This is a genomic window from Edaphobacter acidisoli (assembly GCF_014642855.1).
Classification (GTDB): domain Bacteria; phylum Acidobacteriota; class Terriglobia; order Terriglobales; family Acidobacteriaceae; genus Edaphobacter; species Edaphobacter acidisoli.
The window spans coordinates 848,740-863,146 of the sequence record NZ_BMJB01000001.1; the positions used below are offsets into that span (position 1 = coordinate 848,740).

6 protein-coding genes are annotated in these 14,407 nt (G+C 59.2%); 5 read left to right on the forward strand and 1 reads right to left on the reverse strand.

The features are described 5' to 3' along the window. Positions 1-24: 24 nt before the first annotated feature. Together IEX36_RS03440 and IEX36_RS03445 are read left to right on the forward strand one after the other, a co-directional pair. Positions 25-4,509, forward strand: coding sequence for a glutamate synthase-related protein (locus IEX36_RS03440; protein WP_229668683.1), 4,485 nt, complete (start codon positions 25-27; stop codon positions 4,507-4,509). Between the two features lie 141 nt (positions 4,510-4,650). Further along, a complete protein-coding gene (locus tag IEX36_RS03445; protein WP_188757913.1) occupies positions 4,651-5,307 on the forward strand; it encodes a TetR/AcrR family transcriptional regulator in 657 nt (218 codons plus the stop codon). Positions 5,308-5,352: 45 nt separating this feature from the next. Here IEX36_RS03445 and IEX36_RS03450 read toward each other — a convergent pair whose 3' ends face one another. Beyond that, positions 5,353-6,966 (reverse strand): arylsulfatase, encoded by a 1,614-nt coding sequence (locus tag IEX36_RS03450; protein ID WP_188757914.1) that lies wholly within the window; start codon positions 6,964-6,966, stop codon positions 5,353-5,355. 142 nt (positions 6,967-7,108) lie between these two features. Between IEX36_RS03450 and IEX36_RS03455 the strand changes: the two genes are divergently transcribed. The 3 genes from IEX36_RS03455 to IEX36_RS03465 all read left to right on the forward strand — a co-directional run bounded on the left by IEX36_RS03455 (position 7,109) and on the right by IEX36_RS03465 (position 14,325). Further along, a complete protein-coding gene (locus tag IEX36_RS03455; protein WP_188757915.1) occupies positions 7,109-8,899 on the forward strand; it encodes an AMP-dependent synthetase/ligase in 1,791 nt (596 codons plus the stop codon). A gap of 370 nt (positions 8,900-9,269) precedes the next feature. Beyond that, entirely contained in the window at positions 9,270-10,568 is a 1,299-nt protein-coding gene (locus tag IEX36_RS03460; RefSeq protein ID WP_188757916.1) for a glycoside hydrolase family 28 protein, read from the forward strand. 340 nt (positions 10,569-10,908) lie between these two features. After that, positions 10,909-14,325, forward strand: a complete 3,417-nt coding sequence (locus IEX36_RS03465) for a TonB-dependent receptor (RefSeq protein ID WP_188757917.1) — start codon at positions 10,909-10,911, stop codon at positions 14,323-14,325. Positions 14,326-14,407: the final 82 nt, after the last annotated feature.

The following is a 14,407-nucleotide window of genomic DNA, read 5'->3' on the forward strand; positions in this document are numbered from 1 at the left end:
AATACCACGAAGTCTGAGCTTGAAGTGTCCCTGAAGCCTTCAAGACGCCCCGTTTCACTGGTGGATTCCCGCTTCGATAGCGACTCCTGCGGTGTTGGATTTGTAGCCTCGGTCAATGCAACCTCTACCCACGACATTCTGCAAAAAGCACTGACTGCGCTGAGCCGTCTGGAGCACCGCGGAGCGACTGCGGCTGACGGCAAGAGCAGCGACGGCGTTGGTGTGATGACGGCTGTTCCACGTGAGTTGCTGGTACGCGCAGCGAACGTTTCGATTGCCGACGACCAGTTGCTTGGCGTGGGCATGTTGCTGCTGCCGACGGATGAGACGCGCGCCGAGGCGCTGCTGGAGCGGTGTTTGCGCTCGCACGATCTTACTGTTCTTTGTTGGCGCGACGTGCCGGTTTGTACGGAGTATCTCGGCGAGATGGCGCTGAGCACGATGCCGAAGATTCGCCAGGTGCTGGTTGCCGATATGACGGGCAGCGAGCCGGGAACGATGGAGCGGCGGCTGTATCTTGCGCGCAAGCAGTTTGAGCGCGCACATGAGCGTGGCGATGTTACGGGCAATATTTGCTCGCTCTCGACCCAGACCATTATCTACAAGGCGATGTGCTCGGGAGGCTTTCTCGCCAGCTTCTATCCGGACCTTGCATCCGAGTTGTATGTGACTCCCTTTGCTATCTTCCATCAGCGTTATGCGACCAACACGCTGCCTACGTGGCACCGCGCGCAGCCGCTGCGCACGCTGGGGCATAACGGCGAGATCAATACGGTGTGGGGCAATCGCGCACGGATGGCCGCTCGCGGTTCAACGCTTCCTGTCGAGTGCAAGCCGGTCCTGACCGAGGATGGGACGGACTCGACCAGCCTGGATGAGGCGATTGAGCTGCTCGCGCAGAATGGGCGCACGCTGCCGGAGGCTGTCCGGATGCTGCTTCCGCCTGCGACCTCTGACAAGCACTCATCGCTCTTCCTGCAATATCACATGGACTGCTCGGAGCCGTGGGACGGCCCTGCGGCGATTGCCTTTAGTGACGGCAGATATGTCGGTGCGGCACTCGACCGCAACGGTCTGCGTCCGTGCCGGTTCGCCATCACGAAGTCCGGCCTTGTGGTGACTGGCTCTGAGGCTGGTTTGGTCGATCTGGACCCTGAAGAAGTTACGCATAGCGGACGCCTCGGGCCGGGGCAGATGTTTGTTGTCGATCTTGAGAAGCACAAGATTTACGAGGACGAGTCGCTCACGGAACTCTTCGATGCGGGCGCAACCTACGCGACGCTGGTGGAGGATTCGCCTCTGACCGCAGTTGCCGTGGAGCCTTCTGAGCCGGCGAAGCTGGCTTCGACGCAGAAGGGTTTTGGCTACACGCGTGAAGACGTGAAGATGATTTTGCAGCCGATGGCTGTGGACGGTAAGGATCCGGTGTGGTCGATGGGCGACGATACGCCGCTCGCGTTCCTTGCGCGCGCTACGCGTCCGGTCTATGGCTACTTCCGCCAGCGCTTTGCGCAGGTGACGAATCCGGCGATCGATCCGCTGCGTGAGGCGTGCGTTGTCTCGCTGCATACGCGACTGGGCCCCTGGCCGCACCTGCTCGATAAGAATGCTCCGTTGCCGGGGCTTTCGCTGAAGTCGCCGTTCTTGTCGCTGGGACAGGTGGAGGCGCTGCGCCGCGGTGATTACCCGCACAAGGCGGAGCTGAATCTTGCCGAGCTGCAATGTGTCTTCGATGCTTCGGGCACGCTGGAAGAGGCGCTAGACGAGCTGTGCATGCAGGCGATCAAGCTTGTCCGCAATGGCGCACGCATTCTTCTGCTCTCGGACCGCTCGGCGACGGCTGAGCGTCTGCCGGTGCCGATGGCGATGGCGACTGGCGCGATTCATCAGGCGCTGGTCGCAGCGGGGCTGCGCACGCTTGCTGGTATGGCTGTTGAAGCTGGAGACTGCCGTGATATTCACCATGCTGCGGTGCTGATTGGTTATGGCGCTGGCGTTGTTTGTCCGTGGCTGGCGCTGGAGACCGGCATCAGCCAGGCGCCTGCGGGCACCGACCCGCTGGTGGCCGAGTACAAGATGCTCAAGTCGCTCGATGCGGGCCTGGCGAAGGTGATGTCGAAGATGGGAATCTCTGTCGTCGACAGCTATCGCGGCGCACATCTGTTCGACATTCTTGGACTGCATTCGAGTGTTGTGGATCGCTGCTTCCCGAATACTCCTGCACCGCTGTCGGGTGTTGGGTTTGACGAGGTCGAGAGGCAGCTTCGTCAGACGTGGCAGGCGAGTGGCTCTGAGACGGATGGGCTTTCGGACTTTGGCTGGGTGCGCTTCCGCAAGAGCGATACTTCGGAGTACCACGCGTGGCAGCCACCGAACGTGAAGGCGTTGCAGTCGGTCGTTGGAACGGCACGTAATGTTCCTTTGCCCGAAGATCCGACCAGCGCGTTTCAAATCTTTACCAATGATGTGATTCGGCGCGATCCTTCGGTTTTGCGCGATCTGCTCGAGATTCGTCCTGCTGGACAGGAGTTGCAGCTGAGCGAGGTTGAAGCGCCGGAGAATATCTGGAAGCGGTTCATCTCGAGCGCGATGTCGCTCGGTTCGCTGAGCCCGGAGGCCCATCACACGATTACGGCGGCCATGAACATGCTCGGCGCGCGATCGAACACGGGTGAGGGCGGCGAGGATGCGGCCGTCTATCGGCTGGATGCCGAGGGCGTGGCCAAGGCTGAAGCAGCCGAAGAGGCTGCTCTGGCGGCTCGCGCTGGCGGAAGCGCGGCAGCAGTTGCGGAGCCTGTTGTTGAGGCACCTGCGATTCACGTTTCGCTGAATAACAAGATTAAGCAGATTGCCTCCGGGCGCTTTGGCGTTACGGCGGAGTATCTGGCGCATGCTGAGGAGATCGAGATCAAGGTCGCGCAGGGTGCGAAGCCTGGCGAGGGTGGACAGCTTCCGGCCCACAAGGTGAGCGGGTTGATTGCGAGACTGCGTCACGCGCAACCCGGCGTGCAGTTGATCTCGCCTCCACCGCACCACGATATTTACTCGATTGAGGACCTCGCGCAGCTTATCTACGACCTGAAGCGCGTCAACAACAAGGCCACGATTGGCGTGAAGCTGGTCTCCGGCTGCGGTGTTGGTACGGTGGCTGCTGGTGTTGCGAAGGCGTATGCGGACTTCATTGTTATAGCTGGCAATGTAGGCGGAACGGGTGCTGCGGCGCTGTCGAGCATCAAGTACGCGGGTAATCCGTGGGAGCTTGGTCTTGCCGAGGCGCAACAGGTGCTGATGCAGAACGGTATGCGAAGCCGTGTGCGTCTGCGGACTGACGGCGGTCTCGCCACGGCTCGCGACATTTTGATTGCGGCTATGCTCGGCGCGGATGAGTACGCCTTCGGCACGGCTGTGCTTGTTGTACTCGGTTGCGATATGGCGCGGCAGTGCCACCTGAACACCTGTCCCACTGGCATCGCTACACAGAAGCCAGAGTTGCGGGCAAAGTTCCGCGGCAAGCCTGAGCACGTCGTCCGCTTCTTCCAGGAGTTGGCTGCCGATGTTCAGAAGCTGCTTGCGCGCTATGGCCTGCCTTCGCTTGAAGCGGCGATTGGCCGCACCGATCTGCTGGAGCAGGTACGCTTCGACGGCAATCTCGACTTGCAGCCGATGCTTGCGCAGGTCGCCGACGGTCCAAGCCGCTGGATGGGCATCCGGAATGATCAGCCGGTCGCGCGTCCTCCGCTGGACGAGGCGTGGGTTGAGCCCGCGCTGCGAGCGGTGGAAGCTGGCGAGCCGTACGTCGTCAACTCGAAGATCACGAACGCGGACCGTTCGGTCGGCGCACGGTTGGCAGGTGAATTGGCTGTGTTGCGTGCACAGAACGAGACGCCTTCTGACATCACGTTCAACCTCGAAGGAACGGCTGGGCAGTCGTTCGGCGCGTTTGCTGCCGATGGAATGAAACTTGTGCTCTCGGGCCAGGCGAACGACTTCGTCGGCAAGGGGCTCTCGGGCGGCGAACTGGTCGTCAAGGCACGCGGTCTGGCGGCGAAGGACAGTGGTCAGCACGTAATTCTGGGCAACGTTGCGCTCTACGGCGCGACTTCAGGCAAGCTGTTTGCCGCGGGTCGTGCGGGTGAGCGGTTTGCGGTTCGCAACTCGGGCGCGGTGGCCGTCGTGGAAGGTGTCGGCGACCATGGCTGCGAGTACATGACTGGTGGCACGGTGGTGATTCTCGGTAAGACGGGCATCAACTTCGGCGCCGGCATGACGGGCGGTCTGGCCTGGGTCAACGACGCCGACGGCACGTTGATCGCAGAGGGCAGATATCACCCTGAGTTCCTCACGGCTGAGCCGTTTAGCGCACTCGATGCGGAGTCGCAGGCAAGTCTGAAGGCACTCATCGAGATGCACGTTGCGGCTTCGGACAGCGGTCTGGCCAAGGCTATGCTGGCGAACTGGCCGGCGAGCGCCCAGGGCTTCGTCCGGATGACCCCGGTTCCGCAGGTCTAGTAACAGTCCGTCCCTTGGCTGCTTCTGGTTATGGGACGGACGCTTCTCCCCATATTTTCTGCAATATTCTGCCCGAATGAACGATAATTCATTTCTGGCAGATAACTATGCTTCATTTGAGTGGTGAAAGTGGAAACTCCAATGGCAAGGCCTGAATCGAAACGCAGAGTAGAAGACGGAAAGCAGGAGAACGGAACCGCCACACCGGCGACCGGGCAGGGAAGCGAGAAATACCAGCGCATTCTGGACGCGGCTGTTGAAGTGATTGCCGAGCACGGCTACTTCAACTCTCCGGTCAGCGCAATTGCCAAGCGAGCAGGCGTCGCGGACGGCACGATCTACCTGTACTTCAAAAGCAAGGACGATGTGCTGCGCACGGCCATCGACTCGACCTTCCAGCGCTTCTATTCCATCGTGGAAGAGCGATTCAAGACGCTCACGAGCCCGCGCGAGCAGTTAGAGTTTATTGCTGAAGTTCACCTTTCAAGCCACTCGGCCAACCGCAGTATGGCTGTGCTGATGCAGACGGAGATGCGGCAGAGCGCGAAGTTTATCGCGGAGTTCTCGCACCATCATCTGGTGAAGTACATTCAGGTTGTGCGCGAGGTTATCCGGCGTGGGCAGCAGGAGGGCATCTTCAGGCAGGATGTCTCCGACGGAGTTGTTGCGCACTGCATGTTCGGCGCGATTGATGAGTTGCTCAGCTCCGCTGTCTTTACTGGCCGCGTCTACGACCCCAAGGCGACGGCGGCGCAGGTGATGGACATCCTGATGCATGGGATTCAGAGCAGAGGATAGACGCAGAAAATTAGAAGATCGATTGCCTTTACGCTGGAGCGATCTTCACGCTCCCCATGCGACCTTCTTCAACATGTCGTCTGCTGGTGCGTAGCCTGGGAAGTTGGGAGAAAGCAGCATTCCCTTCGGCCTCGGGACGAGTTTGCCATCTTTGACCCAATCCTCGCCGCGCTCTTCCAGGTGCGCGACAAGTCGTTGCCGCCAGAGCTGCAACTGGGGCGCGAATTCGACGTTGCCTGACAGATCCTTCAATTCGTGCGGGTCGTTCTCAAGATGGAAGAGCTGCTCTTCGCCGTGCATGGCGTGGTAGAGATATTTCCATCGCCCATCGGTCAGGCCGTTCCAATGAATCTCCGGGCTGTAGCAGATGTTGTGTTCGAGGTCGATATATTCGCGCCAGCCCTCGCCCTTCGTTCGCACCAGCTGCAGCAGGCTCTTGCCTTCGATGCTCTCGGGGATGCTTGCTCCGGCGGCATCGAGACAAGTGGGAAGAATGTCTCGCAGCTCGACGGGATTTGTGATGACCTGTCCCGCAGGCCCGAGACCCATGCCTGCGGCTGGACGCATCAGCATGGGAACGTGTGCGGACTGCTCGTAACCGTAGCCCTTGCGCCAGAGGTTCTGGTCGCCGAGCATGTCGCCGTGGTCGGAGATGAAGAGGACCAGCGTCTCGTCGAGCAGTTTGCGCTTGTCGAGGACTTCGAGGATGCGACCAATCTGCTCGTCCACAAAGCTGATGGAGCCATAGTAGCCCTGGCGCGAACGGCGCATCTCATCGGCAGAGAGTTTGCCGTGCCAGAGGTCGTCGCGGTCGCTGCTGCGCGGCTCGTACTTCTTTGCCCAATCGCCAGCCTCCGGCGCGGGCAGTTCGCGGTCTTCGTACATTTTGAAGAAGCGCTCCGGCGCATCGTAAGGGCTGTGCGGACGGATGAAGGAGACCTTCAGGAAGAATGGCTCGGGGCGCTCGTAGCCGGAGAGAAACCGCACCGCGGTCTCGCCGGTCCAGTGCGTTGCGTGTAATTCTTCTGGATAGACAAATGGGATGCCGCGATGGTCGTTCCATCCGAGCCCGGTAGCGTGCGGGTCTTTGTCCGGCACCTGCGACCAGAACCATGCTTCGTAGTCGCAGCGCTCTTCCCATGATCCCTCTGCTTGTGACTGCTCGGTGTGGAACCAGTAGCTGCAATGTTCATCGCAGACCAGATGGTGGTATCCGTGCGCGTTGCGGATGGGGTAGTAGTGGTTCTTGCCGATGGACGTTGTGTAGTAGCCTGCCGCGGACATCGCCCTGGCTTTCTCGACTGGATACAGATTGCTGGCCATGTGGCCGTACCCGAGCAATCCATTGCGCCACGGGCCCATGCCTGTTAGCAGCGCGCTGCGGGCTGGAGTGCAGGTTGGCGTACAGGAGTAGGCCGAGGTGAAGCGGATGCCTTCTTTCGCCAGGTGGTCGAGGTTTGGCGTGCTGATGGCCTTGTTGCCATACGCTCCCATGCAGTCGCCGCGCCACTGGTCGGCCATGAGGAGGAGAATGTTGGGGCGGTCGCGCTTGACGGTGCTGGGCGTGTATCGGGGAGTGGCCTGAGGTTGGCTGACTGCGTCAAGACCAGTGCCGAACAATGCTGCGCCGCTCAATCCAACGAAGTGTCTTCGGTTCATCTGGCGGTATCCTGTCGGTATGATGTCCAAAAGAATACAACATAAATCGCAAGAAATCGAAATATTGGCGCCATTGTGATTTCTGTGTGGAGACGCAGTGATTTATGGTGTGGTGAGACGTGAGCATCTGAGGTGACAAAGCATGGTTGATCTGGCGACAGTGAATGATGTTCTGGCTGAGGTGACTGGACGCGGGGACCGCACTGCGATGCTCTATCAGGACGCTGCGGCCCAGTGGAAGCCGATTAGTTCGGCGGAGCTATACGGACGCATCCGCGCGTTGGCGGACATGCTGCAGTCGTGGGGCGTCAAGAAAGGCGATCGCGTGGCGCTCATCGCTGAGAACCGCTGGGAGTGGCCAGTGGTTGATTTCGCCGTATTGGCGATTGGCGGCGTGGATGTCCCGCTTTATCCGACGATGACGCCGGAGCAGATTGGTTACATGCTGCGCGATTCGGGCGCGAAGGTCGTGGTGGTCTCGTCGAAGGAGCTTTACGAGAAGATCACAGCCGCTGGCGAACTGCCTGAGCTCGAGCATGTTGTCGTGATGGACGAGGGTGAGTTTCCTGGAACGGAGAGCTTTGCCTCTCTGATGACAATGGCCAAAGATAAGCAGCAGCGGAGCGAGGAGTTCGATGTGATGGTGCGGATGGCGCGGCCAGACGACCTGGCGACGATCATCTACACCTCGGGCACGACGGGCGAGCCGAAGGGCGTGATGCTGACGCATGGCAACCTGGCCAGTAACCTGAACGTGACGACGTGTCCGCTGGGTTTTGATGGGACCGACAGTTGCATCTCGTTTCTGCCGCTCTCGCATGTCACGGCGAGGCATCTGGATTATGCGCTGATGCACTATGGCGCGAAGCTCGCGTACTGCTCAAAGTTTGACCTGCTACCTGCTGCGATGAAAGAGGTTCGACCGACGATTTTTGTTGCCGTGCCGCGGGTGTATGAGAAGATTCGCCAGGCGGTGGAGGGGAAGTCGGCGGCTTCGCCGGTGAAGTCGCGGATCCTGGCCTGGGCGATCCGGACTGGGCATGCGCACCGAGCGGAGACGCTGGTGGGGAAGACTCCCTCGGGGTTGGGGTCGAAGCTGGCGGACAAGCTGGTTTACTCGAAGATTCGGGAGGCGTTCGGCGGACGGGTGAAGGTCTTCATCTCGGGCGGCGCGCCGCTGGGGATGGATACGGCGGGGTGGTTTGCGGATGCGGGGATTCGGATCTTCGAGGGGTACGGATTGACGGAGACCTCGCCGGTGATCGCGCTGAATTACCCGGAGGCTCACCGGATCGGGACGGTTGGGCGGGCGATGCCGAATGTGGAGTGCCGGTTCGCGGCGGATGGTGAGCTGGAGGTGCGGGGGCCGTCGGTCTTCTCGGGATACTGGAAGAAGCCGGAGGCGACGGCGGAGGTCTTCACGGCGGATGGGTGGTTCAGGACCGGGGACATCGGGCACGTGGATGCGGATGGGTTCATCTCGATCACGGACCGGAAGAAGGAGTTGCTGAAGACGAGTGGGGGGAAGATGATCGCGCCGCAGCCGATCGAGAACCGACTGAAGGCGAATGTGCTGGTGGGGCAGGCGGCGCTGGTAGGGGACAAGCACAAGTTCCTGTGCGTGCTGATCTCACCGAACTTCGCGGCGCTGGAGGGGTGGGCGAAGGGGCATGGGGTGGTGGATGGGGACCGGGCGGCGCTGGTGCAGGATGCGCGGGTGGTGAAGGCTTACCAGGAGATCGTGGATGGGGTGAATGCGGGGTTGGCACACTTCGAGACGATCAAGCGGCTGCGGGTGGTTCCGGAGGAGTGGTCGGTTGAGGATGGGGCGCTGACGCCGAGCATGAAGCTGAAGCGGCGGGTGGTGGAGCAGCGGTATGCGAAGGAGATCGGGGAGTTCTACGCCGATGAGGCGACGGCTGCGCGGGAGTGACCCCCCTCCCCCTACTTTTGTTGTCAAAGTCTTCAAAACAGGTCGCATAGGTCTGGACTTCCTTTGGAGCCGAAATGGAAAAAGCCCGGAGGGGGTCCGGGCTTTTCTTTATGCTTTCTCTAGTTTAACGGGTGGAGTGAAACTAAACCGCCAACTTTCGTGGAGAAATATCTGGTTTCGCATGTGTTGGTTGCGGGGTTTTGCACAGGTTGGAGGGGTTGACAGCATGACGTTGGCGTTACGGATATCCTTGCCCGGAAATTTATGAATTTGTTTACGTATTGGACAGGAACCCTTCCGGCAGGGGATGATCAGAAGCGGAACCTGAGATCAACTGGTTCCTGACTCTCTGTACTGAGGAATCCTGCTGATGTCTATCGAGCCTATCGAGCGCTACTCCCGCCGCCGCTTCAACGCACTCATCGCCTCGGCTCCGCTCTGGCCGCTTGCTGCGAAGGCTTTCGCCGCGTCCACACGCGAGCTGCTGATTACGAAGTCCGGCGCGGTTGCCGACGATTCGACCGTCAACACCAAGGCCATCCAGAATGCGATCGATGAACTTGCCGCGAAGGGCGGAGGTACGGTTGTTGTGCCTAAGGGCGTCTTCGTCTCTGGTGCTCTCTTCTTCAAGCCGAAGGTCAATCTTCGCCTGACGGAGGGCGCTGTTCTCAAATGCTCGACCGACATGTCGAACTTCCCGGCGCAACGCACGCGCATCGAAGGCCACTTCCTGGAACACTTCACGCCGGCGTTCATCAATGCGACGAACTGCGACGGATTCGAGCTGACCGGCGAGGGCACTCTGGACGGCGCGGGCATGCCTATCTGGGAGGCGTTCTGGAAGGGAAGAGCGGAGAACAAAAACTTTGCGAACACCGCCCTGCCGCGCGCGCGGCTGGCGCTGATCGAAGGCTCGAAGAACGTGCGGGTCGAAGGGATTACGTTTAAGGATTCGCAGTTCTGGAACTGCCACCTCTACAACAACGACGGCGTGCTCGTGCGCAATGTCCACTTCCATGTGCCCGATGATTACAGACAGGCCCCGAGCACGGACGGCATCGATATCGACAGCTCACGCAATGTTACTGTCGATGGTTGCGTGTTCTCGGTCACGGACGACTGCATTGCGTGCAAGGGTTCGAAGGGGCCGCGCGCGATGGAGGACAAGGACAGCCCGGCGGTCGAGCATATCCGCGTGCGCAACTGCACCTTCAAGCGCGGCGGCGGCGTTCTGACCTGCGGGAGCGAGGCCACGATTGTTCGAGACGTGATTGCCGAGGACTGCACGATCACGGGCCGCGTCCGCATCGCAACCCTGAAGCTGCGTCCCGACACTCCGCAGCACTACGAGGACATTACCTTCCGCAACATCACCTCGGAAGGTCAATCGAGCGGCATCATTAACATGGCGCCGTGGTCGCAGTATTTTGATCTACAGGGTATGGCGCCGCCCAAATCAGTCGTGAAGAACCTGAAGATCGTCGGCATCAAGGGCACGTTCACCTCGTTCGGAATCATCAAGCCGAATCCTGGCCAGACCGAGATCAGCGATGTCCTGTTGAAGGATTTTGACGTCACCATCACGAAGAACGACACGCTGAATACCTCCGGTGTCACCGATCTCAAGCTGGAAGATGTCATCGTCAACGGAAAGCCCTACACCGTTTAGGTTTATCCAGACACATAAAAGTAGAGATGAGCGGAGCCGGGCTGCGTTGTGCGGTCCGGCTTTCATTTGGCGCCAGAGGCTTGCCGGCAGGGAATCCGCTGGCGGAAATAATTATTTTGATTGACATACTATACATCGGGACTGCATTATTGCTGCCCAGATGGTTACCTGCATTCTTGAGCCTTTCTATCTCGGGATTCCATCTGATTGTGCTGTTTTGACAGCAATCGGCAGAAATCGCTTGCATGGTTACGCAGCATGCCAGACCTGTTTATTGCAAAGAGCGCACTTCGTGCGCTGATTCACTTTTGCCCTTGCAGCTTATTTAGGAGGTTTTTCAGTGAAAAGGTTCCGACTATTTACTTCTCTACGCAAACTATATGCATTGCCGCTCATCGTGTTGATCTCTCTGTCGTCGATGAGCGGGCATGCTCAGGTGCTTTATGGCACGCTGGTTGGCAATGTGACCGACTCTGCCGGTTTGCCTGTTCCGTCGGCAACGGTTGTGGCTACAAATATGGCGACCGGCATCTCAAAGACGACGGTGACGGACAGCTCTGGCGCTTATCGGCTGACGAATGTGGACGCGGGCACCTACAAGATCTCCATTGCGGCGAAGTCGTTTGCCAGCACCGTTGGAACATCGATCCTGGTTCAGACCAATACGGAGAAGCGATTTGATGCGAAGCTGCTGCCGGCATCGGTAGGGCAAACGGTGACTGTTACCGGCGCTCCGCCTGAACTGCAGACCGATACCGCGACGGTGGGATTCGCATTGGAGACCACACAGGTGCAGACGCTGGTGGCGACTCCGGGAGCAAATATGAGGAACTTTCAAAGCCTCTATATGCTGATTCCCGGATTCACTCCCCCGACTGCGGATCACTCTGAGGCAGGGAATCCGGGCGACACGTTGTTTGCCAGCGTGAATGGAGTTTCGGGAAGCAATAACAACACACGCATCGACGGCGTGAGTGATATCTATGCGTGGCTGCCGGAGATTGCAGCGTATTCGCCCTCGACGGAGGCGATTGCCTCGGTCAACGTGGTGACGAACAGCCCCAATGCCGAGCAGGGATTTGCATCGGGCGCAGTGATTAACGTCGCGACGAAGTCTGGCACCAACGACTTTCATGGCACTGCGTGGGAATACAACATGATCAGCGCTCTGGAGGCGAAAGGGTATTACGTTCCGGCCAACAAGCCGATTCCGAAGTACATCATGAACCAGTTCGGTGCGAACTATGGTGGCCCCATTCGAAAGAACAAGGCGTTCTTCTTTGCCAACTGGGAGCGCACGCGGCGCTCGCAGGCTGTGAGCGGCTTTCAAACGGTTCCGACGACAGCCATGATCAATGGCGACTTCTCGGGGGTATCTACTGCGATCTACGATCCATCCACGGGCAACCAGACGACCGGCGCTGGACGCACACAGTTCTCCAATAACATGATTCCGTCCGGAGAGATTTCCTATGCCGCGCAGCAGATGGCGAAGCTGATGACTGCGGATGCACCGAACGTTGCAGGGGCTGGGCTGAGCAACAACTTCTTTGCTGCCGCCGATGCGGAGTATACGAGGGACAATATCGACTCGCGCGTCGACTACACGCCGAACAGCTCCAGCACGATCTTCGGGCGCTATGGGATTCAGAAGACGAGCCTGTTTGATCCGCAGGCGCTCGGCAAAGCCGGTGGCGCGACGCTCGATGGCGGACAGCCGGGAAATGCGCCGAGCATCATTCAGTCGGTGGGTATGGGTGGGACTTATACTTTCCGGCCCAACCTTGTTGCTGATGCCAACTTCGGATATCTGAGGCAGGGACTGGCTGCGAAGAACACCGACATCGGCACCAATTGGGGGCTGACGTACTTCAATATTCCGGGTACCAATGGGCCCAGTCCGCTCGATGGAGGCATTCCTCGTTTTTCTTTTACGGACATTTCGGCGCTCGGCAATTCAAATAACTCGAACCCGTTTCAGTTTCGAGACAACACTTACGTCTCTGCGGCAAACCTGAGCTGGACGCGAGGCAAGCACTCCACGCGCTACGGTATGGAATTTCAGCACTACGCGATCAACCACTTCCAACCGCAAAACACCTACGGCCCACGCGGAGGATTTAACTTTTCCGGCGGCCTGACTTCGCTTCCGGGTGGTGCAGCAGCGAATGGCTACAACGCCTGGGCGGATTTCCTGCTCGGACTTCCGAACCTTGTTCAGAAAGACACGCAATACCTGAATCCAGCGACTATTCGCGAGAGTGTCTGGGCGTTTTATGCGCAGGACCAGTGGCAGATTACCGACAAGTTGACCTTCACCTATGGGGTCCGCTACGAGTACTATCCGATTGCTACGCGCGATCATTCGGGACTCGACATCTTCAATCCAAACGATGGCAAAATCTACATCCTGGGAGCAGAGGGTGTTCCTTCAAGCGCTGAGGTGCATGTAGGGAAGGGCATGATTGTGCCGCGCATCGGTCTGGCATATCGGCTTGACCAGAAGACCGTTGTCCGCGCGGGATTTGGAATATCGACCAACCCCGACAGCTATCGCAATGTGCTCACATCGTATCCGTCGGTGGTGTCGCAGACGATTCAAGGGGCAAGCTCGTACGTGTCGCCGATCGTCAATGGCGCGGCTGCAACTCTTGTGACCGGGATACCTGCGATTACTCCGCCTACGCTTGGCTCGACGACGAACTCTGTTGCGCTGGGCACGCTCGGCACACCTGCAGGAACGCTGGGGGCGACGACGCTGCCGCTGAACTATCGCCGCGGATACTACGAGTCCTACAATGCGGCCATCGAGCGGGAGCTTCCGGGCTCGGTAGCGGTGCAGGCTACCTATGTTGGTGATCTGATCATCCGCGAAGTCCCGGGAATCAATATCAATGCGTCTGCTCCAGGTACCAATGTGGCTGGAGAGCCGCTCAATCAAGCGTTTGGTATTTCGGCAGGCGTGACCTCGGAGATTCCGATGGGGACTGGGCACTACAACGGTCTCCAGATGCAGGCGAAGCGGAGGTTCTCTGCCGATAGCACGGTGGGAGTGAACTATACCTACTCACGTTCGATCAATGACTATGGGGACGCGTCGGATGGTTCGTCGTCGCTGCTGGTCGCGTATCTGCCCGACTGGCGGTTGAACCGTGCGGTTGCGGGTTTTGACCGGACACATAACCTTCAGATATTTGGCAATTACATGCTGCCCTTCGGTCGGGGCAAAAGCTTATTGCAAAATGGCGCGGCTGGATTTCTTCTCGGAGGGTGGGGAATCAGTGGCGTGCTGAGCCGTGAGAGCGGAACGCCCTTCACGGTGACGGGCAGCGCAGGCTCTCTGAGTGCGCAGGGCAGCACGCAGTTCGCCGACCAGATTGTTCCCAAGGTGCAAATACTGGGCGGGCACGACAGCACGCATCCCTACTTCAATACGGCTGACTTCGCCGATCCGTCTGTGGCTGAACTGGCGGCGGCAGGTGGCGTCAAATCGAACATCGTGTACCGCTTCGGAACTGCGGGAAGGAACTCCGTTCGCGGGCCCGGGTTCTTCAACCTGAGCACGAGCCTGGCGCGGACGTTCAGGCTGACGGAGAGATTCGGTCTTGTCTTCCGTGCGGAGGCGTTCAACCTGACCAACACTCCGTCGTTTGCTAATCCGGCGTCGAATGTATCGTCGGCTAGCGGCTTTGGCATCATATCGAGCACGCAGAATAACAACCGCGAATTGCGCCTCTCGGGACGGCTCAACTTCTGATCTGCCCGATGGAAAAAGCCCGGACAGTGTCCGGGCTTTCTTATGCTTTCTATATCACTGACGGTGCTACTTGCACGCTGCG

Excerpts from the sequence above, each read along its gene's own strand:
- IEX36_RS03455 (WP_188757915.1), top strand. The coding sequence starts at position 7,109 with ATGGTTGATCTGGCGACAGTGAATGATGTTCTGGCTGAGGTGACTGGA.
- IEX36_RS03450 (WP_188757914.1), bottom strand. The coding sequence starts at position 6,966 with ATGAACCGAAGACACTTCGTTGGATTGAGCGGCGCAGCATTGTTCGGC.
- IEX36_RS03460 (WP_188757916.1), top strand. The coding sequence starts at position 9,270 with ATGTCTATCGAGCCTATCGAGCGCTACTCCCGCCGCCGCTTCAACGCA.
- IEX36_RS03445 (WP_188757913.1), top strand. The coding sequence starts at position 4,651 with ATGGCAAGGCCTGAATCGAAACGCAGAGTAGAAGACGGAAAGCAGGAG.